At 29.5% G+C, this 26,031-nt stretch carries 26 protein-coding genes; 11 read left to right on the forward strand and 15 right to left on the reverse strand.

The annotated features are described in order from the left end of the window. The first annotated feature begins 3 nt into the window (after positions 1-3). The 3 genes from ACFQZW_RS07965 to ACFQZW_RS07975 all read left to right on the forward strand — a co-directional run bounded on the left by ACFQZW_RS07965 (position 4) and on the right by ACFQZW_RS07975 (position 2,047). Positions 4-1,026, forward strand: a complete 1,023-nt coding sequence (locus ACFQZW_RS07965) for a threonine aldolase family protein (protein ID WP_298287372.1) — start codon at positions 4-6, stop codon at positions 1,024-1,026. 151 nt (positions 1,027-1,177) lie between these two features. After that, the gene (gene msrA / locus ACFQZW_RS07970) at positions 1,178-1,723 is read left to right on the forward strand and encodes a peptide-methionine (S)-S-oxide reductase MsrA (RefSeq protein ID WP_298287374.1); all 546 of its coding nucleotides are present in this window, start codon (positions 1,178-1,180) and stop codon (positions 1,721-1,723) included. Positions 1,724-1,762: 39 nt separating this feature from the next. Continuing rightward, positions 1,763-2,047 carry a hypothetical protein gene (locus tag ACFQZW_RS07975; RefSeq protein ID WP_298262311.1) on the forward strand — a complete coding sequence of 95 codons (285 nt, stop codon included), beginning with the start codon at positions 1,763-1,765 and terminating at the stop codon, positions 2,045-2,047. Here the strand turns inward: ACFQZW_RS07975 and ACFQZW_RS07980 are convergent. Then, entirely contained in the window at positions 2,034-2,339 is a 306-nt protein-coding gene (locus ACFQZW_RS07980; protein WP_386782218.1) for a DUF6787 family protein, read from the reverse strand. The two genes, ACFQZW_RS07975 and ACFQZW_RS07980, sit on opposite strands and share 14 nt — an antisense overlap. A 107-nt stretch (positions 2,340-2,446) precedes the next feature. Next, positions 2,447-3,067, reverse strand: a complete 621-nt coding sequence (locus tag ACFQZW_RS07985) for a DUF937 domain-containing protein (RefSeq protein WP_386782220.1) — start codon at positions 3,065-3,067, stop codon at positions 2,447-2,449. A 173-nt stretch (positions 3,068-3,240) separates the two neighbouring features. Here ACFQZW_RS07985 and ACFQZW_RS07990 point away from each other — a divergent pair, with 173 nt between their 5' ends. Together ACFQZW_RS07990 and ACFQZW_RS07995 are read left to right on the forward strand one after the other, a co-directional pair. Further along, positions 3,241-3,729, forward strand: a complete 489-nt coding sequence (locus ACFQZW_RS07990; RefSeq protein WP_298262314.1) for a hypothetical protein — start codon at positions 3,241-3,243, stop codon at positions 3,727-3,729. A 114-nt stretch (positions 3,730-3,843) separates the two neighbouring features. After that, positions 3,844-5,148 carry a dicarboxylate/amino acid:cation symporter gene (locus ACFQZW_RS07995; RefSeq protein ID WP_298262315.1) on the forward strand — a complete coding sequence of 435 codons (1,305 nt, stop codon included), beginning with the start codon at positions 3,844-3,846 and terminating at the stop codon, positions 5,146-5,148. A gap of 10 nt (positions 5,149-5,158) precedes the next feature. Here ACFQZW_RS07995 and ACFQZW_RS08000 read toward each other — a convergent pair whose 3' ends face one another. Beyond that, positions 5,159-5,566 carry a thiol-disulfide oxidoreductase DCC family protein gene (locus tag ACFQZW_RS08000; RefSeq protein ID WP_298262316.1) on the reverse strand — a complete coding sequence of 136 codons (408 nt, stop codon included), beginning with the start codon at positions 5,564-5,566 and terminating at the stop codon, positions 5,159-5,161. Between the two features lie 88 nt (positions 5,567-5,654). On the opposite strand from ACFQZW_RS08000, the gene ACFQZW_RS08005 reads away from it, so the two are divergent. The 5 genes from ACFQZW_RS08005 (at position 5,655) to ACFQZW_RS08025 (ending at position 10,576) form a co-directional block, all read left to right on the forward strand. Beyond that, a complete protein-coding gene (locus tag ACFQZW_RS08005) occupies positions 5,655-6,347 on the forward strand; it encodes an ABC transporter ATP-binding protein (RefSeq protein ID WP_298262317.1) in 693 nt (230 codons plus the stop codon). 3 nt (positions 6,348-6,350) lie between these two features. Continuing rightward, a complete protein-coding gene (locus ACFQZW_RS08010) occupies positions 6,351-7,580 on the forward strand; it encodes an ABC transporter permease (protein WP_386782224.1) in 1,230 nt (409 codons plus the stop codon). Positions 7,581-7,582: 2 nt separating this feature from the next. Further along, positions 7,583-8,827 carry an ABC transporter permease gene (locus ACFQZW_RS08015; RefSeq protein WP_386782226.1) on the forward strand — a complete coding sequence of 415 codons (1,245 nt, stop codon included), beginning with the start codon at positions 7,583-7,585 and terminating at the stop codon, positions 8,825-8,827. A 70-nt stretch (positions 8,828-8,897) separates the two neighbouring features. After that, positions 8,898-10,010 (forward strand): efflux RND transporter periplasmic adaptor subunit, encoded by a 1,113-nt coding sequence (locus ACFQZW_RS08020; RefSeq protein ID WP_298262320.1) that lies wholly within the window; start codon positions 8,898-8,900, stop codon positions 10,008-10,010. Between the two features lie 185 nt (positions 10,011-10,195). Further along, the gene (locus ACFQZW_RS08025; protein ID WP_298262321.1) at positions 10,196-10,576 is read left to right on the forward strand and encodes a hypothetical protein; all 381 of its coding nucleotides are present in this window, start codon (positions 10,196-10,198) and stop codon (positions 10,574-10,576) included. A 34-nt stretch (positions 10,577-10,610) separates the two neighbouring features. On the opposite strand, the gene ACFQZW_RS08030 is transcribed toward ACFQZW_RS08025, so the two are convergent. From ACFQZW_RS08030 to ACFQZW_RS08040, 3 genes are read right to left on the reverse strand one after another with little or no spacing between them, the layout of a single operon-like run. Further along, positions 10,611-11,498, reverse strand: coding sequence for a 3-hydroxybutyryl-CoA dehydrogenase (locus ACFQZW_RS08030; RefSeq protein ID WP_386782230.1), 888 nt, complete (start codon positions 11,496-11,498; stop codon positions 10,611-10,613). 4 nt (positions 11,499-11,502) lie between these two features. Beyond that, positions 11,503-12,285: a PhzF family phenazine biosynthesis protein gene (locus ACFQZW_RS08035; RefSeq protein WP_298262323.1), complete on the reverse strand. Its 783-nt coding sequence runs from the start codon at positions 12,283-12,285 to the stop codon at positions 11,503-11,505. 1 nt (position 12,286) lies between these two features. Continuing rightward, a complete protein-coding gene (locus tag ACFQZW_RS08040) occupies positions 12,287-13,246 on the reverse strand; it encodes a Gfo/Idh/MocA family protein (protein ID WP_298262599.1) in 960 nt (319 codons plus the stop codon). A gap of 86 nt (positions 13,247-13,332) precedes the next feature. On the opposite strand from ACFQZW_RS08040, the gene ACFQZW_RS08045 reads away from it, so the two are divergent. After that, on the forward strand, positions 13,333-13,974 hold the full coding sequence (locus ACFQZW_RS08045; RefSeq protein WP_386782233.1) for a protein-L-isoaspartate(D-aspartate) O-methyltransferase: 642 nt from the start codon (positions 13,333-13,335) through the stop codon (positions 13,972-13,974). Positions 13,975-14,010: 36 nt separating this feature from the next. Here ACFQZW_RS08045 and ACFQZW_RS08050 read toward each other — a convergent pair whose 3' ends face one another. The 9 genes from ACFQZW_RS08050 to ACFQZW_RS08090 form a co-directional block, all read right to left on the reverse strand. Continuing rightward, positions 14,011-14,445 (reverse strand): DUF2147 domain-containing protein, encoded by a 435-nt coding sequence (locus ACFQZW_RS08050; RefSeq protein ID WP_372801189.1) that lies wholly within the window; start codon positions 14,443-14,445, stop codon positions 14,011-14,013. Between the two features lie 28 nt (positions 14,446-14,473). Continuing rightward, positions 14,474-15,001, reverse strand: a complete 528-nt coding sequence (locus ACFQZW_RS08055) for a KdsC family phosphatase (protein ID WP_298262326.1) — start codon at positions 14,999-15,001, stop codon at positions 14,474-14,476. Then, positions 14,985-15,746 (reverse strand): Rossmann-like and DUF2520 domain-containing protein, encoded by a 762-nt coding sequence (locus ACFQZW_RS08060; RefSeq protein WP_298287377.1) that lies wholly within the window; start codon positions 15,744-15,746, stop codon positions 14,985-14,987. Before ACFQZW_RS08060 ends, ACFQZW_RS08055 begins: the two co-directional genes overlap by 17 nt. 89 nt (positions 15,747-15,835) lie before the next feature. Next, positions 15,836-18,565, reverse strand: a complete 2,730-nt coding sequence (gene ppdK / locus ACFQZW_RS08065; RefSeq protein WP_386782236.1) for a pyruvate, phosphate dikinase — start codon at positions 18,563-18,565, stop codon at positions 15,836-15,838. Positions 18,566-18,753: 188 nt separating this feature from the next. Continuing rightward, positions 18,754-20,073: a TolC family protein gene (locus tag ACFQZW_RS08070; RefSeq protein ID WP_372801823.1), complete on the reverse strand. Its 1,320-nt coding sequence runs from the start codon at positions 20,071-20,073 to the stop codon at positions 18,754-18,756. Continuing rightward, positions 20,060-23,239: an efflux RND transporter permease subunit gene (locus tag ACFQZW_RS08075; protein WP_298287380.1), complete on the reverse strand. Its 3,180-nt coding sequence runs from the start codon at positions 23,237-23,239 to the stop codon at positions 20,060-20,062. Before ACFQZW_RS08075 ends, ACFQZW_RS08070 begins: the two co-directional genes overlap by 14 nt. Continuing rightward, on the reverse strand, positions 23,239-24,360 hold the full coding sequence (locus ACFQZW_RS08080) for an efflux RND transporter periplasmic adaptor subunit (RefSeq protein ID WP_298287382.1): 1,122 nt from the start codon (positions 24,358-24,360) through the stop codon (positions 23,239-23,241). Before ACFQZW_RS08080 ends, ACFQZW_RS08075 begins: the two co-directional genes overlap by 1 nt. Before the next feature lie 24 nt (positions 24,361-24,384). Beyond that, complete coding sequence (locus ACFQZW_RS08085) at positions 24,385-24,846, reverse strand: MarR family winged helix-turn-helix transcriptional regulator (RefSeq protein WP_372801826.1); 462 nt, start codon at positions 24,844-24,846, stop codon at positions 24,385-24,387. A gap of 133 nt (positions 24,847-24,979) precedes the next feature. Beyond that, positions 24,980-25,822, reverse strand: coding sequence for a leucine-rich repeat domain-containing protein (locus ACFQZW_RS08090; protein WP_298287386.1), 843 nt, complete (start codon positions 25,820-25,822; stop codon positions 24,980-24,982). Between the last annotated feature and the right edge of the window lie 209 nt (positions 25,823-26,031).

Raw genomic sequence — 26,031 nt, forward strand, 5'->3', positions numbered from 1 at the left:
ACTATGCAAATAAATTTAATTAGTGATACTGTAACTAAACCTACAAAAGGCATGTTAAAGGCAATGTTGAATGCTGAAGTTGGAGATGATGTTTTTAAAACTGATCCAACGGTAAATAAGCTTCAAGAAAAAATTGCCAAAATGTTTGGAATGGAAGATGCCTTATTTTTTCCTTCGGGTACAATGGCTAACCAAACAGGAATTAAAATTCATACCCAACCGGGAGATAAAATGTTTTGCGATAAGTATGCACACGTATATAATTATGAAGGTGGAGGGGCAGCTGCAAATTCTGGAGTAACTTCTCACTTAATTGATGGTTCAAGAGGAATGTTTACAACAAACCAGTTAAGTGAAGCTGTTTTAGGTGGTAGATCAGATATTCATGTGCCTTATGCTAGGCTAGTAACTTTAGAAAATACCACAAATAAAGGTGGAGGTGCTTGCTGGGATTTTGAAGAGATATTGAAAATAAAAAAAGTTTGTACAGCTAATAATTTAGCATTGCATTTGGATGGTGCTAGATTGTTTAATGCGTTAGTAGCCAAAAATGAAACTCCTAAGCAATATGGTGAGGTTTTTGACACGATTTCTATTTGTCTGTCAAAAGGTCTTGGAGCCCCTATAGGATCAGTATTATTGGGCTCTAAAAAGCATATAGAAAAAGCTTTAAGAGTTAGAAAACTTTTTGGTGGAGCTATGCGTCAGGTTGGATATTTAGCAGCTGCGGGAATTTATGCCTTAGACAATCATGTAGAAAGGTTAGCAATTGATCATACAAGAGCAAAAATTATTGGAGTAGCTCTTCAAAATTGTGAACTGGTTAAAAACGTAGAGCCAATTGAAACAAATATCATTATTTTTAATGTTATAGATTCTATTAATGAACAAGATTTTATTCAACGACTAAATAGAGCAGGTATTTCATTAATTTCTATGGGACAAGGTAAATTACGCATGGTAACTCATTTAGATTTTACAGAAGAAATGTTAGAAAGAGTAGTTTCAACACTTGAAAATATTTAGAAATTACATGAGGAGTGTAATTTAATATTCGTTTTTACGTCTTACTAAAAAAATAAATAAAATGAATAAAATTTTAGTGAGTATTCTTTTTTGTGTTTTTGCAATAACCATAAATTTTTCGCAAACAAAACAAACAACAAAATCATTAGCAATGACAAAAAAACTTGAAACGGCCACTTTAGCTAATGGGTGTTTTTGGTGTACTGAGGCAATTTTTCAAAGATTGAAAGGAGTAGAGTTTGTTACATCGGGATATTCAGGAGGTACTATTAAAAACCCAGCTTATAGGGAAGTAACTACAGGTAGAACTGGACATGCAGAAGCCATTGAAATTCAATTTAATCCATCAATTATTTCATTTCAAGAAATTTTAGATGTATTTTTTAGTACTCACGATCCTACAACTTTAAATAGACAAGGTTATGATATAGGTACCCAATATCGTTCTGCAGTTTTTTATCACTCTGAAGCTCAAAAAAAAGTTGCAGAAATTTTTATAGAAGCCTTAACTAAAGCGGAGATATTTGATAACCCTATTGTTACTGAAGTAACTAAATTTGAAGCATTTTATAAAGCAGAAGATTATCATCAAAATTATTACAATAATAATAAAAACCAAGGTTATTGTAGAGCGGTAATTAATCCTAAATTAGAAAAATTTATAAAAAAATATAAAGACAAGTTAAAGGAAAATTAATTTGGTATTTTTATTGCAATAAAATTTTAAAAAAATCCTATGACAAAGAAATATAAATTACTTTTTTTAAGCATTTTATTTGATGCAATTGGAATGCTTAGTTTTGTAATTCCATTTATAGGTGAGTTTGCCGATGTAATTTGGGCTCCGTTATCATCTTATTTAATTTATAAAATGTTTAAAGGCACCGAAGGTAAAATTGCCGGATTGGTATCATTTATAGAAGAAGCAGGTATTTTTGGAACAGATTTTTTGCCAACTTTTACATTAACGTGGATTTATAAATACCTTCTTAAAAAAGAAACAGCAACTAAACTTCCTTAAAAAGTTTTTTCAAACCAATTCTTAGTAGTATTTTTTTAGTGAAAAAATTCCAAAAGAATTTAAATTGACCGAAACAAAAACCTACCAAAGGGAGTGTTATTTGATAAATAATGAATATCAATAAAATTCTAATTGGCCAAAAAATCCAAGGATTTTCTTCGCTTATACCTACAATTTCAGTAACCGGTTTTGCAACCCAAGCAGCAAAAGAACCATTTATTGAAAATACAATAATAATAAGCAGAACTTGAAAGTTAGAAGTTAGTCCCCAACGTTTTTTTAATTTCTCCATGTGATTTTGTTTCGCCACAAAAATACATTTATATTTTAAAATGAAAATTTTTCAACGAAAAAAAGGTGAAGCAAAGCTTCACCTTTTATGTATTCTATGTAATTAATTTACTTTCCAAACAAGCCTCCTAATAAACCTCCTAAACCAGCTTTCTTTTTACCACCTGCAGCCATACCAATAATATCATCTATCACACTACCATCACCATCTGCATCCAATATTTGGGTTACTAAACTTTGTTCTTTTTGTGCACCAGACCCTAATAAATTTCCTAATAAATTATCAACTCCATTAGCATCTTCAATATTTTTTTGACGAGATTGTTTTCCCAAATATCCCATAATAACTGGAGCTAACATTTTTAATAAACTCATAGCAGAACTCATATCAATACCACTTTTTGTACTGACAACCTTTGCAACATTTTGTTGTTTACCATTAAAAATATGACCTAAAATACCAGCCCCATCGGCTAATATATCTTTATTTCCTAGTACATCTGTTAAATTGTCTAAAATACTACCATCATGTTTATTGGATAATGCGCCTAGCACACCTTCTGCACCTTTTTGGGTAGATGTATTATTTTTTAGAGCACCTAAAATTAAAGGTATAGCTGTTGATATTGCCGATGTTGTTTTTACTTTATTTTCTCCTAATTGTGAACTAGCGTTGTTTATTAAGTTTTTTCCTAAATCACTGTTCAATAAATCTATTAATCCTGCCATTTTATTTTTTTAGTTTAAAATTATGGTTGAAAATACATAAAAATAATGATATCAATATAAAATCAAGTTTAAAAATAAAAGATTGCTTTAAAATAAAAAAACTCATGAATCGTTGTATTTTAAATGGCACAGACTTTGTAATAAACAAGCAATAATTATAAAATTTTAACAATATGAAAAAAGTATTTTTAGGTTTAAGTTTATTTTTAGGAATGATTTTCACTTCTCAATCACAAGAAATTTCTAAACATGCATTAGGTATTCGATTAGGTGATAATGATGGTTTTGGAGGTGAAATTTCTTATCAACATCAACTATCTGAAATAAATAGATTAGAATTGGATTTAGGATATAGAGACCATGATAGATATGATGCTTTTAAACTTTCAGGAATTTACCAATGGGTTTGGAATATTGATGAAGGTTTTAATTGGTATGTAGGTTTTGGTGCTGGTATTGGTTTTTGGAGTAATGGAAACAAATATATTGGAAATGGTGATGATGGAGTATTTGTAAACGCTGATGGAAATATTGGAATTGAATATAATTTTGAAATCCCACTATTAATTTCATTAGATTTTAGACCAGAAATTGGAGTTATTGGTGATTATGGTAAAGATACCGATTTAGATTTAGCGATTTCTTTAAGGTATCAATTTTAAAGCAAAACACTGATTTATAATGAAAAAGCACTTTTAGTGCTTTTTTTTATGTTTAAAACACACCGTATTTTTAATTGTATTTTTTTATCTTTCCGAGAATTTTAAAATATTTCAATGAAAAAAATAGCATTGCACTGGCAAATATTAATAGGAATGGCTTTGGGTGTTTTAGTAGGATTAGTATTCACCCAGTTTGAAGGAGGTAAAGAAATAGTACAAGATTGGATAAAACCTTTTGGAAAAATATTTATCAATGCTTTAAAATTAATTGCTGTGCCTTTAATATTGGCTTCGTTAATAAAAGGGGTTTCAGATTTAAAGGATATTTCAAAACTTTCAAAAATGGGAGGAAGAACTATCGGTTTGTATTTAATTACTACTATAGTTGCAGTTTCTATAGGGTTAATGCTAGTTAATGTTATTAAGCCTGGAAATTCAATATCTGAAGACACACGTCAAGAACTTGTTCAAAATTATAGTGGAGATGCTATGAAATATAAAGAGGAAGCTGACAAACAAAAAAGTAGTGGTCCTTTACAAGCGTTGGTTGATATCGTTCCCGACAATATTTTTGGAGCTTCTACCGAAAATAAAAACATGCTCCAAGTCATATTTTTTGCCATATTTTTTGGAATTGGATTAATTTTAATTCCTGAAAAAAAAGCAAAACCTGTCAAAAATTTCTTTGATGGTTTTAATGAAGTGATATTGAAAATGATTGACCTTATTATGCTTGCAGCTCCTTATGGTGTGTTTGCATTATTGGCAGCATTGGTTGTAGAATCTCCAAGTATTGATTTATTTAAAGCACTTGTTTGGTATGCTTTTACGGTAATTTTAGGATTAATTTTAATGATTACTTTTTACAATATAATTGTTTGGATGATTGCAAAAAAAAATCCATCAACGTTTTTAAAGGGTATTTCTCCTGCTCAATTATTGGCTTTTTCAACAAGTAGTAGTGCAGCCACATTACCAGTAACTATGGAAAGAGTAACAGAACATTTAGGTGTAGATGAAGAAGTTAGTAGTTTTGTTTTGCCAATTGGAGCAACAATTAATATGGATGGTACAAGTTTGTATCAAGCAGTAGCTGCTGTTTTTATAGCTCAAGCGTTTGGAATGGATTTATCTTTCGGTGTTCAATTAGGAATTATTGCCACAGCAACTTTAGCTAGTATAGGTTCTGCTGCTGTACCAGGGGCAGGAATGGTAATGCTAGTAATAGTTTTAGGTCAAGCAGGTATACCCGAAGCAGGTTTGGCTTTAATATTTGCTATTGACAGACCATTAGATATGTGTAGAACCACTGTAAATGTAACAGGAGATGCCTCTGTTTCTATGTTAGTTGCAAAGTCTTTAGGAAAACTTCATAAACCTAAAGTAAAGGAATGGGATGACAATTACCATAAAAAATAATTTTTGATAGTTATAAAAATCGACTTTTTAAATCTTTAGAAGGAAGCATACAGGTATTTTTTTTGCCATACCATTTGTACCTATTTTTGGCAATATAATCATATATTTTATCACGTAATATTTTAGGAATCAAGATAAAAATATAGAGTAGTTGAAATCCATTATTTAACTTCTTTGCAATTCTTAAAACTGCTGTAGATTTTTCATAAACAATAGTGTCTTCAATTAAAATAATTGAATCAAAAATAATTTTATTCAAAGAATGATGTAACAAAATTTCTTTTGCTGCGTCTGATTGTAGTGAGGCAAATAAAAAATATTTCTTTTTATCGTGTTTAATTATAAAATTAACTGAGGAATTACAAAGGTTACAAACACCATCAAAAAGAATAATAGATTTGTTTTTATAAATGTTCATGAGGTAAAATTAAGTATTTTCTTTTAACAAAAAATTAATAGCATCTCTCAATAGCAATTTATAAATTCGTTTAAAACAACAAACCCAAATGATTAAGATTGAAAAACTACACAAATCATATCCAATAGGAAAAGACTCATTACATGTTTTAAAAGGACTAGATTTACACATAAAAGAAGGAGAATTTGTTTCCATTATGGGGTCATCAGGTTCAGGAAAATCAACGTTGTTAAATATTGTTGGTTTATTAGATAACCATGATGCTGGAAACTATTATTTAAATGGTCAATTAATTGAAAACTTAGATGAAAAAAAGGCAGCTATATTAAGAAATAAATTTTTAGGATTTGTCTTTCAATCGTTTAATTTAATTAATTATAAATCAGCTTTAGAAAATGTTGCTCTTCCATTATATTATCAAGGAATGGGAAGAAAAGAACGTCAAAAAATAGCACTTCAATATTTAGATAAAGTGGGCATTGCCGATTGGGCAAATCATTTACCTAGTGAGCTTTCTGGAGGACAAAAACAACGTGTTGCTATAGCTAGGGCATTGGTTACTAAGCCAAAAGTTGTATTGGCAGATGAGCCTACAGGAGCATTAGATTCAACAACATCACATTCTGTAATGGAATTGTTAAAAGAAATTAACAGAGAAGGTATGACGGTTTTTGTAATTACTCACGAAGAAGATATTGCAGAAGAAACAGATAGAATTGTACGTTTAAAGGATGGAGTAATTATTAGTGATGAAAAAACTCTAAAAAAATCAAAAGCATAAGGTATGTTTGATATAGACCGTTGGCAAGAAATATTCCAAGCACTTAATAAAAATAAGTTGAGAACTGCTTTATCCGGTTTTACCATAGCATTTGCAATTTTGCTATTTACCTTATTATTTGGTGTTGGAAATGGATTGAAACATACATTTGAAAAACAATTTGCAGGTGATGCTACAAATTCAGTATATATAAATTCTGGAAGAACTACAAAACCGTATAAAGGGTTGCAAAGTGGTAGAAGAATTCAATATAGAAATGATGATATGAAATTTATAAATGAAAAATTTGAAGATAAAATTCAATTTTTCAGCCCCAATATTCAGCGTAATATGCAGGTGATTTATAAAGGAGAGCAAAACAGATATAATGTTAGAGGTGTTTATCCAGATTATCAACCTTTAGAGTCAGCTGTTATTCAAGATGGTAGATTTTTAACTTATTTAGATTTGGAAAGAAGGTCTAAAGTAGTAGCTATAGGAAGACTTGTTGAAAAAGATTTATTTGGGAACAAACATGCTTTAGGTAAGAATATTAATATTGAAGGTATTTCTTATAAAGTTGTAGGTGTTTTTAATGATCCTGGAGGAGACAATGATGAACGCTATATTTACACCCCTTTCACCACTTTTCAAGGAATGTATAAACCTAATGATGAGTTAGATTATATAGGACTCACATTCAATCCAAAATTGACAGTTGATCAGGCATTAGCATTTACAAATTCATTAACAAAATTGTTAAAAGAAAAGCATAGTGTTGATCCAAGAGATCAAGGAGCAATTAGAGTAAGAAATTATGCCGAAGGGACAAAGAATGTTGAACAACTTATGTTAGCCTTAAAAGTAATTATATTATTTATTGGAATAGGAACATTAGTAGCTGGTATTATTGGGATTAGCAATATAATGGTTTATATAGTAAAAGAACGTACTAAAGAACTTGGTATTAGAAAAGCTCTAGGAGCTACTCCTAAGGCTATTGTAGGCATGATTATGATGGAATCAATATTTGTGACCGCTATCGCAGGATATTCAGGATTGTTATTAGGTGTTTTCGCATTAGAATCTTTAGGAGATAGTTTAGAAAAATATTTCATTTTAAACCCAAGTGTAGAAACGTATGTTGTAGTAGGGGCTACAATTGTATTAGTTATAGCAGGTACCATTGCAGGCTATATTCCAGCAAAAAGAGCGGCAAGTATTAAACCAATTGTAGCATTAAACGATGATTAATTATGAAATTTTTATTTGATAAAGATACTTGGCAAGAAATTTATAGTAGCATACGTAAAAATAAAATGCGTACTGGAATTACTATCATAGGAGTTATGTGGGGTATTTTTTTATTGGTTGTTTTGTTGGGAGCTGCTAAAGGATTAGAAAATAATTTTAACAAGTTATTTGGAAATTTTGCAACAAATAGTGTTTTTGTGTGGGCGCAATCAACAAGTAAACCTTTTAAAGGATTTCAAGAAGGTAAAGGACTCACTTTAAAAATGACGGATTTAGATAATATTAAAAATGAAATTGAAGGTCTTGAATTTGTGGTGCCACGTCATCAAACACAGGCATTAGCTATTAATAATTTTAAATCTGGTAATTTCGGAATCTTTGGTGATTATCCAGAGCTAGATAAAGTTCAAAAGAAAGATTTGGTGTATGGAAGATTTATAAATGACAATGATATTAAAGAAAAGAAAAAAGTTTGTGTTATTGAAGAAGAAATTTATAAACAATTATTTGATAAAGATGTGTACCCTATAGGACAATATATAAAGATCAATAATATTAATTACAATGTGGTTGGTATGTACAAACAAGGTCAAGTTGGTACTGGAGGTCCACAAGGAAATATACACATTCCTTTTACTACTTTTCAACAAGTTTATAATAGGGGAAATACTATCGGATGGATGATGATTACAGGTAAACCTGAATATGATATCAAACAAATTGAAGCTGATGTTAAATTACTTTTAAGAAATTTACATAAGGTTCATCCTCAAGATGAAAGAGCCTTTGGAAGTTTTAATTTAGGGGAAAGAATTGCTCAAGTAACAGGTTTTTTAACTGGAATGCAATTTTTAACTTGGTTTGTGGGTATAGCAACATTAATTGCTGGAGTATTTGCCATTGGAAATATTTTATTAATTACTGTAAAAGAAAGAACCAAGGAAATTGGGATTAGACGTGCAATTGGTGCAAAACCTTGGGAAATTAAACGACAAATTATATTAGAGTCTGTATTTTTAACTAGCATTGCAGGAGCGCTTGGAATTATATTTGGAGGCCTTGTATTAATGCTGATAGACGCTACAATTGGGAGTGGCCCAGAGGCCGCATTAACAAATCCAACAGTAGATATTCCTGTAATAATTATTGCAGCTGTTACCTTGGTAGTTTTAGGAACATTAATTGGGTTAATACCAGCGCAAACCGCAGTAAGCATTAGACCAATTGAAGCATTAAGAGAAGAGTAAGAAAAATAATTTAAGTACTATTTTTCAACATATTTAATAAAAAAACAACTAATAAGAAAATAAATAACTAATGAAAAAAACATTAATTTTTGGAGGAATAGCAGTAGCACTAATAGCTGTTTTGCTTTGGTTTGGAGCTAAAAATAGCAAATCACCCATTCAATATGAAACAGAAAAAGCTTTTAAAACTAATATAGTTAAAAAAACAGTAGCTACAGGAAAAGTAGTTCCGCTGGAGGAGGCTGAAATTAAACCTAAAGTTTCAGGAATAATTGAAGAAATTTTTGTTGAAGAAGGAGCACAAGTTGAAGTTGGTGACCTAATAGCTACCATTAGAGTAGTTCCTAATGTTCAATCTTTAAATAGTGCACAAGGGAATGTTAAAAATGCTCAATTACGTTTTGATAACTCAAAAACATTATATGATAGAAATAAAAAACTTTTTGAGAAAGGGGTTATTTCTGAACAAGAATTTGAAACTGCTGAGTTAAATTATAATAGTGCATTACAAGATTTAAGAAATGCTCAAGATAACCTTCAAATTATCAAAAAAGGTTCAGCTGCTGGAATGGGAAAAACAGCAAATACTTTTGTAAAAGCAGAAATTTCGGGAACTATATTAGAAATTCCAGTTCGTAAAGGAAATCAAGTAATTGAAAGTAACACATTTAATGCTGGAACTACCATTGCTACAATTGCTGACATGACAAAAATGATTTTTGAAGGTAAAGTAGATGAGGCTGAAGTAGGTAAAATAAAAAATGGAACTGTATTAGAAGTATCATTAGGAGCGATAGAAAAAAAGAAGTATCCAGCTAAATTAAACTTTATTGCTCCAAAAGGAACTGAAGAAAATGGTGCAGTTCAATTTAAAATTAAAGGAGATGTAACGCTAGACGATGAGTTTTTTGTACGTGCAGGTTATAGTGCCAATGCAGATATAGTTTTAGATAAAAAAGACAGTGTTTTATCTATTAAAGAAGCATTATTACAATTTGATAAAAAAACAGAAACTCCTTATGTGGAAGTCAAAGTTGGTGATCAAGAATTTGAAAGACGTGATGTAGAATTAGGAATTTCAGATGGAATCAATGTTGAAATATTATCAGGTGTTACTTTAGATGATGATATTAAAATATGGAATAAAACTTCCAAAAAAGAGGAAGAAGAAGGGAATAATTAATAGTTAAAAAAAACTATTTATAAAAAGCGTTTTAATTTTAATTAAGACGCTTTTTTTGTATCTTTATACAAGTACTTATTTAAAAGCAACAATCTCTGTTTAAACAATTATTATATGATTTATATCAGAGAAAAATTAAAATAAAATAATGAACTTTATAGTATAATATTAAAAGCAATTCGTATATGGAAAGTCAGTTAGTATTCTTAAGTGATCTTAATTTCAACTTAGATGTTTGGAAAAGAGAATTAAAATTTCAAGAAAGTGAAATGGATTATTTTGAAGAAAAATTAGAACATGTAGCTATGCGTAATCTTGGAAATGAGGTTATGATACAATTAGAAGGGTTTCAAAATAAAATAATTCGTGAACGTGAAGTAATGGGTCATTTAAGACATAGAATTAGAATGAAAAAACGTGAATTGGCTAAAGCTAAAGTGGATAATTCACAAGAAATAGTATTTCAAGAAAAACAAATTTTATTGAAAGATGAAATGAAAACTTTTGTAAAAATGCATTACCAATTAAAAGAAGATATGATGGATTTCTTCTTAAAGTATTTGTAAAAATTAAAAAAGCCGCTAAATGCGGCTTTTTTTGTTATTGAAACTGTTTGGATATTATTTCAGCCTTTTTTGAGGTTGAATAATCATAAAATCCTTCTCCAGATTTTGCACCTAACTTACCAGCTTGTACCATATTTACCAATAGTGGACATGGAGCATATTTTGGATTTTTAAAACCATCATACATTACATTTAAAATAGATAAACACACATCTAAACCAATAAAATCAGCTAACTGTAAAGGTCCCATTGGATGTACCATACCTAACTTCATTACTGTGTCAATTTCATAAACACCAGCAACACCATTATAAAGCGTTTCAATAGCTTCATTTAACATTGGCATTAAAATTCTATTAGCAACAAATCCTGGGTAATCATTTACTTCAACTGGTACTTTATGTAGCTTTTCGGAAAGTTCCATAATAGTTTTGGTTACGTTATTACTGGTATTATAACCTCTAATAATTTCAACCAATTTCATAATTGGAACAGGATTCATAAAATGCATTCCAATAACTTTTTCGGGTCTTTTGGTGGCTGCGGCAATTTTGGTAATTGAAATTGATGAAGTATTTGATGCCAAAATAGCATTTTGAGGAGCTACATCGTCTAATTGCTTAAAAATTTTAAGCTTTAAATCTACATTTTCGGTTGCAGCTTCTACAACTAAATCAATATTTTTTACACCTTCTACAATAGAAGTAAATGAAGTTATATTATTTAGTGTTTGAGTTTTAATGGCTTCAGTAATTTTTTCTTTAGCTAATAATCTATCGAGATTTTTAGTAATGGTAGAAATTCCTTTATTAATAGCATCTTGAGAAATATCTATTAAATGAACGTTGTAATTGTTTTGAGCAAACACATGAGCTATGCCATTTCCCATTGTACCAGCTCCTATAACTGCAATATTTTTCATTGGTTTATAATTTTAATGTTAGTTGACCTTTTAAATAAGTAATTGCTTGTCCGCTTATTTCAACTCGGTTATTTAAATATTCGCAATTTAATAAACCTGTCCTTTTTGAAAGCTGTTTAGCGGTTAATTTATTTTTATTCAATTTTGAAGCCCAATAGGGTATAAGTAACGTGTGAGCAGACCCAGTTACTGGATCTTCATCAATACCAATTTTTGGAGCAAAAAAACGAGAAACAAAATCTGTATTTTCCCCTTTAGCCGTCACAATAATACCAGAGAATGCTACTTTTTTTAATTTGCTAAAATTTGGTTTCAAGTTTTGTATAGTTTCTTCATCTTTTAGCACTACCATACATTTCCATTTGCCTGTAAATGTTTTTATGATAGTACAATTTAACGCTTCTTGTAAAAGTTGAGGAGTAACAATTTCTTGATATTTCTCAGATGGGAAATTAAGCGTGTACCAATCGTTATTTTTTGTTACGCTTAAAATTCCACTTTTGGAATGAAATTCTATTTTTTTATGTTGATAGTTAAATTCTGAAAAAATAATATGAGCAGCGGCTAATGTAGCGTGTCCACATAAATCAATTTCGCAAGTTGGTGTGTACCATTTTATTTCAAAATGATTTTCTTTTTCAACAAAAAAAACAGTTTCAGATAAATTATTTTCTTCAGCTATGGCTTGCATTAATTCATTTGAAATCCATTGACTTAAAGGACAAACCGCAGCGGGGTTTCCTTTAAATAATTTGTTGGTAAAAGCATCAACTTGATAAATAGTCATTTTAAAAATCGTTTATTATCATATGAGCTACTCTCAAAGCTTCGGTGCCTTGCTCTAAGGTAACAATTGGAGTTGTGTTATTGTTAATGGCATTAGCAAAAGTTTCTAATTCATCTAAAATAGCATTATTAGCTTCAATTGTTGGGTTTTCAAAATAAATTTGTTTTTTTATACCTTCAGCATTTTGAAGAATCATGTCAAAATCTCCTGGGTTTTTAGGGGCGTCTTTCATTTTAACAACTTCTGTTGCTTTTTCAAAGAAATCAACCGCAATATAAGCATCGCGTTGGAAAAAACGTGATTTACGCATGTTTTTAAGTGAAATTCTACTAGCGGTAAGGTTAGCTACACAACCGTTTTCAAATTCTATTCGCGCATTGGCAATATCAGGAGTGTCACTAATAACTGAAACTCCACTTGCGTGTACATTTTTAACTTTTGAATTCACTACACTTAAAATAACATCAATGTCATGAATCATTAAATCTAATACAACAGGTACATCTGTTCCTCTAGGATTAAATTCAGCCAATCTATGTGTTTCAATAAACATAGGGTTTGCTATGGAGCTTTTTACCGCAGTAAATGCTGGATTAAATCGTTCTACATGACCAACTTGCCCTTTTACTTGGTGTTTATCAGCTAAAGTTATTAATGTTTCAGCTTCTTCAACAGTTTTAGTTATTGGTTTTTCAATAAAAATATGTTTCCCTTTTTCAATAGCTTTTTTAGCGCAATCAAAATGTGAAAGAGTAGGAGTTACAATATCAACAACATCAACAGCTTCAATTAACTCATCAATAGAGTTGAATTTAGTGTACCCAAATTCTTCAGCTACCTTTTGTGCATTTTCTTCAATAGGATCATAAAAACCTACTAATTCGTATTTATCGGATTGATTTAATAATTTTAAGTGAATTTTGCCAAGATGACCGGCTCCTAAAACTCCTGCTTTTAGCATCATAAGATTGTTTATTTTTATGTAAGCAAAAATAACAATCTTTGCGCATTTATTCCTATTTTTAGCAACTCAAATTTAAATTATTAGTGAAAGATACGCATAAACATCAAGGTCTTAGAAATCAATTAGTAAAAACAATTACAAAGAAGGGTATTAGTGACAAAAATGTGTTAAATGCCATTGCTAATGTGCCTCGACATTTATTTATGGATTCTGGTTTTGTAGATTTTGCTTATCAAGATAAAGCGTTTCCTATTGCTGCAGAACAAACCATTTCTCAGCCTTATACCGTAGCTTTTCAAACCGAACTCTTAAAAATTAAACCTAACGATCAAATTTTAGAGATTGGAACAGGTTCTGGATATCAAACAGCAGTTTTAATAGAAATGGGAGCTAAAGTTTTTACCATTGAAAGACAATTGGAATTATTTAAAAAAACAAAATTATTTTTACCAAAATTAGGATATAAACCTAAAAAAATAGTTTTTGGTGATGGTTATAAAGGAATGCCCGAATTTGCTCCTTTTGATGGAATTATTGTAACCGCTGGTGCCCCATTTGTTCCTAATCCTTTATTAGCACAACTTAAAATAGGTGCTAGGTTGGTAATACCTGTTGGAGATGAAGTGCAAATTATGACTCTTTTTATTAGAAAAAGTGAAAAAGATTTTGAAAAACACGAATTAGGTGAATTTAAATTTGTGCCTATGTTAAAAGAACGAAATTAAAATTCACCTTAAATAATTTATTTGAGAAGGTAAATGCTACTCAGCAAGTCTATGCCAATATTGTGTTCTTCCAATTAAGGCAAAACCAATATAACCTCTTACTTTTAATTTATTAGGTGTATCAAGTGTTATATAACATTTGTATTCTTTTCCAGTTTTTGGATCTAAAATTTTGGCATCATTCCATTCGTCACCATCTTTTGAAAGTCCGTTTATGATTACCATGCCTTTAATAGGTTTATTTTTATTAGCACCTTTGCATTTATCACACACTTTATCTTCTTTTCCTTTTTCTAAAAGTTGAATAATTTTAGCATAGGCTTTACCATCTTTTTGATAAATTTCTACTATTGATTTTTCATTACCAGTTTCATCATCAATGGTTTTCCATTTCCCAAAAATAGATTGTGAGTAAGTGTTAAAAACTCCAATAACTAATAAACAAATACTAAGGGTTATTATTTTTTTCATGGTTTAACTATTTTATTTTAAAATTGTATTAATCTGTTTTGGCATCAAATTGATAATCCCACTTTCCTTGAACTTTTAGAACTTGTTCAATAACATCTCTCACACAACCATTACCTCCTTTTTTTTGAGAAATATATAAAGAAATATCCTGAATTTCAGGAACAGCATCTTTAGGACAACAAGGTAAGCCTACTTCTTTCATTACAGGGAAATCAGGAATATCATCACCCATATACAATACATTTTCAATTTTTATATTTTTCTTTTTTAAATAATCGTTTAATTGAATAGTTTTATTGTGTGTTCCTAAATAGATGTCTTTGATTCCTAAACCTTCTAATCTAGATCGAACACCTTCGTTACTCCCTCCAGAAATAATACAAATATTATACCCTAAATTAATAGCAGTTTTTAATGCATAACCATCTTTAACTGACATGTTTCTAATAAGTTCTCCATTTGTAGTAATTGTAATAATTCCATTGGTTAAAACACCATCTACATCAAATATAAAGGTGTTTATTTGTGGCATTAGTTCTTTATAACTTTTCTCCATAAGTATTGAAAATAGATTTTGTGAGCAATGTATAAATTTCTTGCTGATTTTGGGTTAACATTGCTTGATGTTTTTTAAGAGTTTTAGTATCGTTTCTTTTTGCAGGTCCTGTTTGTGCTTCTAAAGGAGTTAGTGTTTCTATTTTAGCTGCTGTTTCTTTAATAATTGGCCATAAAATTTCAAATGGAACTTTATTTTTTTTACAAATTTCATTTCCTATATGATATAAATGATTTACAAAATTATTGACAAAAACCGCTGCTACATGGATACTTTTTCTTTGGTTTGAATTTATTTTATAACAATGATTTGATATTGATTTAGCTAATTTTTCTAACAATTCTTCATCTTTTTTCAAAGTAGCTTCATAACAAATAGGGATTTCTTTAAAATTTACAGCTCGTTCTTTTGAAAAAGATTGAAGCAAGTAAAAGACACCTTTATTTGCCTGACATTTTAGTTCATCAATACCAATGCCTCCTGAAGTATGAACAACAAGTTTATTTTTAAAATTTAGTTTTTTAGAGATGGTTTCTATACAATTATCTGAAATACAAATAATGTAAATATCAGCTTCTTTAAGTTGATTTAAGGAATTGGTAACTGAAGTGAATTTCTCTAAATATTTTATATGGTTAAGTGTTCTGTTATAAACTTGAACCAGTTCAATATTTTTTGTTTTCAACAAAATATTTGTTAAATGATATGCTACATTGCCTCCGCCAAGTATACAAACTTTTATCATATTGCGAAGATACTTTAAATGAAGTATAAAAAAAATTCCACCTTTTAAAAAGATGGAATTTTAATGTTAACCAATTTATTTAATTTAAATTATTTTTCACTTTTAATTGCAGCTTGTGCAGAAGCAATACGAGCAATCGGCACTCTAAAAGGAGAACAACTTACATAATTCATACCTGTTTTATAACAGAATTCTACTGAACTTGGTTCGCCTCCGTGTTCGCCACAAATACCAACTTTTAATTCTTTTTTTGTACTTCTACCTTTTTCAGTACCCATTTTAACTAATTGACCAACACCTTCTTGATCTAATACTTCAAAAGGATCAACTTTTAAAATTCCTTTTTCAATATAAATAGGTAAGAATTTACCAGCATCGTCACGAGAGTATCCAAAAGCCATTTGAGTTAAATCGTTTGTTCCAAAAGAGAAGAATTCAGCTTTTTGAGCAATTAAATCAGCTGTTAGAGCAGCTCTAGGAATTTCAATCATAGTACCTACTAAATACTCAATAGTATCGTTGTATTCTTCAAAAACAGTATTAGCAGTACCTCTAATGATTTTTTCTTGACTTTCAAATTCAGCTAATGTACCAATTAATGGAATCATAATTTCAGGTTTAGCAACAATACCTTTAGCTTTTAAATTTAAGGCAGCTTCTATAATAGCTCTAGCTTGCATTTCAGTAATTTCAGGATATGTAATTCCTAATCTACAACCTCTATGACCAAGCATTGGATTAAATTCTTCTAATTCAGAAACTTTATTTTTAACAGCTTCTAAAGAAATATGCATTTCATCAGCTAAATCTTTTTGAGTTGCTAATTGATGAGGTACAAACTCATGTAATGGTGGGTCTAGTAAACGAACGGTTACAGGTAGCCCTTCCATAGCTTCAAAAATACCTTCAAAATCTTCACGTTGCATAGGTAATAATTCCTTTAAAGCCTCTTTACGACCTTTAACAGTATCTGCTAAAATCATTTCACGCATTGCTTTGATACGGTCAACTTCAAAGAACATATGTTCGGTTCTTGTTAAACCAATTCCTTGAGCTCCAAAATTACGTGCAACTTTAGCATCTTTTGGGGTATCAGCATTTGTTCTAACTTGCATAGTAGCATACTTGTCAGATAAATTCATAATTTCAGCAAATTCACCACTTAATTCAGGCTCAATAGTTGCAACTTTTCCTTCAATAATATTTCCAGTAGAACCGTTTAATGAAATCCAGTCACCTTCATGATATTCGTGACCATCTACTTTAAGTATACGATTTTTATAATCAATTTTTAAAGCACCTGCTCCAGATACACAACATTTACCCATTCCACGAGCAACTACAGCTGCGTGAGATGTCATACCGCCGCGTGCAGTTAAAATACCTTTTGCAATGTTCATTCCTTCTAAATCTTCAGGAGAAGTTTCAATACGTACTAAAATACTGTTTTTGTATTTTGCAGCTTCATCTGCGAAGAAAACAATTTTACCAGTTGCAGCACCTGGTGATGCAGGTAAACCTTGTGCTATTACATTGGCAGCTTTTAACGCTTTAGGATCAAAAATTGGGTGTAATAATTCATCTAGTTTGTTTGGTTCAATACGAAGTAAGGCTTCTTTTTCATCAATTAAACCTTCTTTTAGCATATCTATTGCAATTTTAACCATTGCAGCACCAGTACGTTTACCATTTCTAGTTTGTAAAATCCAAAGTTTACCATCTTGCATAGTAAACTCCATATCTTGCATGTCAGAATAATGTTTTTCTAGTTTTTCTTGGTATTCGTTTAATTCTTTATAAATAGAAGGCATCAATTCTTCTAAAGAAGGATAATTTGTTACTCTATCTTCTTCTTCAACTTTTGCTAATTCAGCCCAACGTAACGAACCAGTTTTTGTAATTTGTTGAGGAGTTCTAGTACCTGCTACAACATCTTCACCTTGTGCATTAATTAAATATTCTCCGTTAAAAATATTTTCACCAGTACCAGCATCACGTGTAAAGCAAACACCTGTTCCTGAGTTTTCACCCATGTTTCCATACACCATTGCTTGTACGTTAACTGCTGTACCCCAATCTGCTGGATATCCGTGCATATTTCTATAATAAACTGCTCTATCACCATTCCAACTATTAAATACAGCTACCACTGCTCCCCAAAGTTGATCCCAAGGATTTGAAGGGAAATCATGTCCTGTACGTTTTTTAACAGCATCTTTGAAATCGTACACTAAGTCTTTTAAATCTTGAATTGTAAATTCTGTATCTAATTCAATACCTCTTTTATCTTTCAAGTGCTCCATAATTTCTTCAAAAGGATCGATATCTTCTTTTGATTCTGGTTTCATCCCTAAAACAACATCTCCGTACATTTGTACAAATCGTCTATATGAATCCCAAGCAAAACGTTCGTTGTTAGTTTTCTTTGCTAAACCAATTACAACTTCATCATTTAATCCTAAATTTAATACGGTATCCATCATACCAGGCATAGAAACTCTTGCTCCAGAACGAACAGAAACTAATAATGGGTTGTCTTTGTCACCAAATTTAGCTCCCATTATATTTTCAATATTTTCAATTGATTTTTCAACTTCAGGTTTAATCATTTCTACAACAGTGTCTTTTCCAAGCAAGTTATATTCAGTACAAACCTCTGTAGTAATTGTAAAACCAGGAGGAACTGGAATTCCAATTAAACTCATTTCTGCTAAGTTTGCCCCTTTTCCACCTAAAAGGTTCTTCATTTGACTATTTCCATCTGCGGTTTTATTTCCGAACTTGTAAACTCTTGTTTTGACTTCTTGTAGCGTCTCCATCTTTTATTTATATTTATGTTAATCTTTATATTTAAGATCACAAATTTACGGAGAGGGATTTAAGATTATTATGACTTATGTCATTGAATTTTATGTTATTATTGTAAAGTAATTTATGTTACTTTGAAGGAGTGATAAAAAAAGAGCGTTTTTACAACGCTCTTTGTATTTAATTGATATTATTGTTGTTAGAAATTAGTATTCAGTAATTCACCAGATAATTGTAGCATGATTAATTCTGCATTTTTGGCATCAAATTTAGCTTGATTTAAGTTTGATTGTGCATTTAGTAAATTTACTTGCGCTTGTCTAAATTCAATCGAAGTAACTTGCCCTAATTTAAATTGTTCTTCTGTTCTTGAAAAATTTAACATATTGGTTTCAACATTTTTTTCTTCAGCTTTTAAAATAAATAAAGCATTTTTATATACTTCAAAAGCATTGGTAACATTGCGTTCTAACTCGTTAGACAATTGCGTTTTTTGAACTTGTAAATTATCAGCAATAATTTTGGCATTTTGGACTTTAGTTTTGGTGTTTCCACCATCAAAAATATTCCAATTTAAACTAAATCCTGCGTTTAGACCTTTTGATAATTGCTCTGCATAATTAAAAGTAGCATCGTTATCAGATTTATTGAATCCGTAAGAGCTATTTAAGTTGAGGGTAGGAAACCAATTAGATTTGTTAATTTTTATATCTAAATCACTTAATAAAATACTTTTAGATAGTTTTTGAATTTCAATATTGTATACTTTTGCTTTTTCTAATAAAGAGTTTAATTGATAAAACTGTTCAAACTTTACATTGGTATCAACATTAAAATTGGTTGAAACTTCTCTACCTAATAATAAATTTAAATCTCTTTTAGAGTTAGCTAAAATTCTTTGAGTATTGATGTATCTAATGCTATCATTATTTACATCAACTTCAGCATTCAGCATTTGAAGTTTTGTGTTTTGTCCATAATCAAAGCCATATTTTGTTCTAGTCAAACGCTGTTTTGAAATGTTTAAAGATTCTAAATATATTTTACTATTCTCAGTTAAATTAGCAATTTCAAAATATTTACTAAAAATTTGCAATAATGAATTTTCAATAATTGCTTTAGCTTCTAGTTCAGATAAATTATAGGTTTCTTTTAATTTTTTATAGTTGTAAGTACGGCCTAACCCATCAAATAATGTATAATTCAATCCAATAGAAGCATTATAAACTTTAGATTCAACATCATTTACCGTTGTTTTTTCTCCATTTTGAAGCGTAAATTCGTTGGTGTCATTATTATAATTTGCTCCAGCATTAGCAGTTATTTTAGGTAAATAATCACTGTTATAAATACTTGCATTATTTTTAGCAATTTTCATGTTATTTTTAGCGATTAAAATTCCATAATTATTCTCTAATGCAATATTAATTGCAGCTTCTTTTGAGAGAATTTCTTGTCCGTAATTTGCAGATATGCAACAGCTAAAAAATAATATGATAAGCTTGTTAATATGTTTCATCTTCTTCATTTTTTAATTCAATAATTGCTCTTTCTACTTCTTCTTTTGTAACTTCTTTTCCAGTACTTAACCATTTGATGAAAACTTTAATTGAGTTGGAAACGGATAGGAGTAAAGGTAGCATTACAAGTGTTAAAACCGTAGCAATAGCTATTCCATAAGAGATAGAAATGGCCATGGGTTTTAAAAATTGTGCTTGTCTGCTTTTTTCTAACAATAGTGGAGCTAAACCGGCAATAGTTGTTAAAGAAGTTAACAAAATAGCTCTAAACCTTGAAATACCTGCGTTGATAAGTGCTTCGTCAAATTTCATACCTTGTTTTAAATATCCATTAAATTTTTCTATAAGTACCAACCCATCATTAACCATTATTCCAACTAATGCTATGATACCCAGCCATGATAGAATGTTTATTGGAAACCCATGGAAAAAATGCCCCCAAACCACTCCAATTAAGCTAAAAGGAATTAATAATATTAGAAGAATTGGTTGTTCGTAAGATCTAAATGTAAATGCAATAACTATGTAAATAAGTCCTAAAATTATTAAACCTACCTTATTAAATGAAGTAATAGTTTTATTTGCTTGTCTATTTTGTCCTTCGTAAGCAGCACTCACAGTAGGGTATTTTGATGAAATTTGCGGCATAATAGTTGTCTTAATTTCATTTAAAATATCTGTTGCACTTTCACCTGGAGTTTTCATATCGGCAGTAACTTGAATTTCTCGTTTACTACTTAAGTGGTTAATGGCAACATCGCCTCGTTCAATTTCATAAGTAGCAATTTCAGAAAAAGGTACACGTTGATTATTAGGTGTAGTAATCCACATATCATCTAAATTTTTTATAGAAGATCTGTCCTCTTTTTTATATCGAACCCATACTTTTATTTCATCTTGTCCACGTTGAAAACGTTGAGTTTGTAATCCAAAGAACCCATAGCGAACTTGGCTCATAACCATTTGAAGGTTTAATCCTAATAAATATGCATTTTCTTTAAGTTTTATTCGCACTTCTTTTATCCCTGCTGGGTCATTGTCAGAAATATCTTTAAGCAATGGATTTTTACTTAAAACCTCTTTTAATTCAATTTTAGCAGCCTTTAACTCATTGATATTATTGCCTAATAAAGAAACAGCAATAGGACTTCCCCCAAAGTTACCACCAGAACCAAATGTTAAACTTTCAACCCCATATACTTTACCAACTTTATCTCTAATAGCATTGGTAATTTCTGGAGAGGAGAAATCTCTAGCTTCACCAGGAAGTAAGTTTATAGTCAAGCTTCCATTGGCTGATCCAGGACCAATTCTTTTAATGATATTTTGAATAACAGGTTCATTGCCTGTTTGTTTTTTGGTAAATTCTTCATTTACTTGCCAAGCTACTTTTTCAATTTCAGATATGATAGAGTCAGTTATCATTTCATTGGTACCTTGTAGCATTTTTAAATTAATGGAAACTCGATCACTTGCAATAGAAGGGAAAAAAGATGTTTTAACAATTCCACCACCTAAACCTCCAATGCTAAAGATTAATAAGGCTAACGGAATTGCAAAACCTAAAGCTCTATTTTTTAAAAAGAATTTTAAATAAGGAGCATACCAATTATCTCTTATATAAAAGAGTATTTTTTCAGCTTTTTGGTTAACGTTAAAAAAGAAGGTGTTTAACTTGTTTCTTTTCTTTTCCTTTTTTTCTAACGCTTTTGAATGTGCAATATGAGCAGGTAAAATGATTAAGGCTTCAATTAGTGAAACTCCAAGAGTTAACATTACAACTAATGAAACTTCACTAAAAAACATTCCAATTCTACCATCTAAAAAGAAAAAAGTAGAGAATGCAATTATTGTAGTTAAAATGGCTGAAACAATAGGAGGAATTACTTCTAAAGTACCATCTACTGCTGCTTGAATTGGAGATTTTCCTTTCTCGTAATGATGGTATATATTTTCACCAATTACAATTCCATCATCTACCAAAATACCAATAACTATGATCATCCCAAAAAGCGATAATACATTAATGGTTACCCCTAAATTTGCAGCAAAAATAAACATTCCAAAAAATGCTATTGGTAAACCTGCAGCTACCCAAAAAGCCAAACGAACATTTAAAAATAATGCTAAAAAAAACAATACTAAACCAATACCCATAATAGCATTTTTAACCAATAGTTCTGTACGTTGGTTTAAGGTTATAGAAGCATCACTCGAAATGTTTATTTGAATACTTTCATTTTGCTCATTAAAGGTTTTAATATAATCTTTAATTTTATCTGCTGTAGATATTAAATCTTCACTATTAGTATTGCTAACGGTTATGTTGATAGATTTTTGACCATTATAAAATATTCTATCTGGATTTTCAGACCAAGTATCGGTAACATCAGCAATATCTCTTAACCTAATAATGTTTCCTGTTGGTTCGGCTTTTACAACTAAATTTACCAGTTCGTTACCATAGTAATTTTTATTTCTAGCCCTTATTAAGTAATCTTCATCGTTTGTTTTAATATTTCCGCCAGAGATTAATAGGTTTGATTTACTGACGGCATTGGCAACTTCTGAAAAAGATAAATTATAGGCTCTTAAATCATTTTCACGTACAGCAATTTCAATTTCTTGCGCTGGAAAGCCTGAAAGACTGACTTGAGAAATACCTTCTATATTTCTTAAATCATTTTCAATATCACGTGCATATTGTTTTAAGGTAGCTAAAGGAATATCATCACCACTTACTATAAAGCTTATAGTAGGTCTAATATTTTCAATTTTTGCTATAATTGGAGGTTCCATACCAGAAGGGAAAGAAGGAACTCTATCTACAGCATTTTTTACATCAGATAAAACAACATCAATATTTTTTCCTTTAATAATTTCAACATTAATTGTTGCAGAATTTTCTCTAGAAACTGAAGTAACCCTATCAACTCCGATAATGCCTTTTAAGTTATCTTCAATTTTTAGAACAATTCCTTCTTCCATTTCTTGTGGAGAAGCTCCAGGGTAGGCTAAATTAATTGAAATGTTTTGAGAATCAGTCAATGGGAAAAATGAAGATTTCATAGATAATGCCCCAACTAACCCAAAAGCTACAAAAGCAATTATAAAAATATTAACCGCAACAGGAAATTTAATAAAATAAGTAATTATCTTTCTCATTAGTCCTGTGTATTTTCGTTAAAAACTTTAATTGGCATTCCTACATGAGAACCAGGTACAGGTTTGGCTAATAGTTGAGTTCCATTTTTTAAACCTTTAATTACTACAGTGTTTTTATTTTCATAAATTAAATTTATAGGAATTAAATCTAATACAGAATCTTTTACAATATATAATTTAGAATTTTCAACTAGTAAATTACGTGAAACTTCAAATGCATTTTCTTCGTTTTTTGCCTCTAATGCTACTTCTAAATATTGTCCTTCTTTCAATTGTTCACCACTTACTTCAATAAAAGCTTTAATGGTTTGTGTAGCTGTATCTACTTTTCCATTAATTCTAACAACTTTTCCTGTCCAAGAAGCTGTTTTTTCTAAGTTGTATAGTTTTACAGGTTTTCCAATTTGAAGTAAATTTTTATATTCAGATTTTACAGAAACACTCATTTCATAAACTGTAGGATTGATGTACTCTCCTAATTTTTGTCCAGGTCTAATTAAACTACCAGGGGTAACTAATGCTTCAGTTAAAATTCCTGAAAAAGGAGCTTTTAAATTGTACTTATTTAATTTTACCTCTAAGTTTTTAACATTGTAGTAATTTGTTAAAATACCTCTACCAGAAATGAAGAATTTTTCTTTTTCAGAAACAGTTTCAGGTAGTTTTTCAAGAGGTTTTTGAATGTCAAATTTTTGTAAATAAGATTGCCATTTACCATATTCATTAGGGAAATCCAATCTAATGTCTGGCATTATGGCTGTTAGAGCATTGTAGAAATTACTTTTTTGAGCTTGTAAATTGGCATAAAATTCATCACTATTAATTTTTAAAATAGTTTCTCCTTTTTTAAAAGTTGTACCAGGTTTAAATTCTTTTGAAGTAATAACTAAAACACCTTGAACTTCAGAAAATAATTCAATTTTATTTTTAGCAATTAAATTACCATTGGTAGAAATAATGATAGGAATATTTGTATTTGTTACCGTTTCTACAAATACTGTTTTTATATTTTTTTCTACTTTAGCTTTAGGTTTTTGTTTATTGTCTATAAGATATTTAGCTAAAAAAATAGCACCTGTTAAAAGAAGTAGAGCTAATATGATTGATACCGTTTTTCTCATTTTTTAAATTTGATTAGTAATTGACTATAAAGATTGATTTTTTATGTTGTTTTGAATTTGATTAGTAATTTTTATAAAGGTTTCCATTTCTTGATTTGAGATTCCTTTTTGAAAGATGTTCATAATTTGAAACATAATTGGCTTCATTTTTAAAAATAATTTTTCACCTTTTGCAGTTATTAGTATTAATTTTTTTCGAGCATCTTTTTTTGAAGTTAAACGCTCAACTAATTGATTTTTTTCCATTACGTTAATTAATCTTGTTAACGTAGTTTTATTTCTATTGGTGATAAATGCAAGCTCATTTTGACAAATACTCTTATTTTGTTCGTGTAAAATTTTTAAAACTATCCATTGCTCTTTAGTAACTTGAATATCATTCTTTAAAAATTGATCACAAATAAAAATGCTCATCATTTTATAGGTTTTACCTATGCTTGGACCTACAGTTTTATTGAAATCTGCTTTTTCAAAGTCTTTTTGCATTGTATAAATTTTATTGCAAATATAGTTTTATCAATTTTAGTTGTATATGCAACTATGTTAAAAAAATGAAAATAATAAAAAAAATCACTCCATGGAGTGATTTTTGAATGTAAAAATTTAAAAAACTATTTATTTAGTCTTCATTTACACTACTTGCATATAAACTTTTTGTTTTTGTAGTATTATTTGAAAATTCAAAGGTTGTTAAGTTTGGTAACTCAGAAATACTTTTATCAATACTTCCTATAAATCGGTTATCATTTAAAAGTAAAGTTTCTAAGTTTAAAAGTTTATTAAGTTCTAATGGTACCTCTCCTTCAAATGAGTTATTTGCTAATGTTAATTCTTCTAATTTTTCTAAAGCTCCAATTTCAGAAGGGATAAAACCAAACATCGCATTGTCAAATAAGCTTAGTGTATTTAAACTTGACATATTTTTAATTTTTGGAGATAACATACCTGTTATACGGTTACTACTAATATGTAAAGTTTCGAGATTGGCTAATTTATAAATTGATTCAGGTAAATTTCCGCTAATTAAATTATTAAATAATATTAGTTTTTTAAGATTAGTTAAATTGCCAATATTTGAAGGAATATTACCTTCTAATTGATTCATAAATAATTCTATAGATACCAAGCTTTTAATTGAAGTAATTTCAGAAGGGATAATACCACTAATTTTATTAAAACCTAAATTTAATTTTTTTAAAGAAGTTAAGTTTTGTATGGTATTAGGGATTGTACCAACTAAATTATTCATACTTAAATTAAGAGCTGTTACAGTGTTATTTTCAATAGTTACACCATGCCAATTATTAACATCACTTTCTAAATCCCAAACAGAATTCCAATCTTTTCCATTTGTTGATTCATACAAATCAATTAAAGCTGATTTTTCTAAATCGGAAATTTGAGAGAAAGTATTAGGAGCAATAGCTAACAAAAAAACGATTATTAGGGTTAATTTTTTCATTGTTTTTGGGGATTTAGGGGTTTGTATTTCTTAAATCTTAAAGTAAATGTAATTTATTTTTTACAATTTACCAAATATTTAATACCATTTATTTTAAAAAACATACCATTTATTGTATTTAAAAGGTTTGTTTATTAAAAATTAAAATGCGTTTTTCAATATTAATGTTTCCACAAATTGCGTATAATATTTATTATATATTTGTGTTT

It is taken from the genome of Lutibacter aestuarii (assembly GCF_042676885.1).
Taxonomy (GTDB): domain Bacteria; phylum Bacteroidota; class Bacteroidia; order Flavobacteriales; family Flavobacteriaceae; genus Lutibacter; species Lutibacter aestuarii.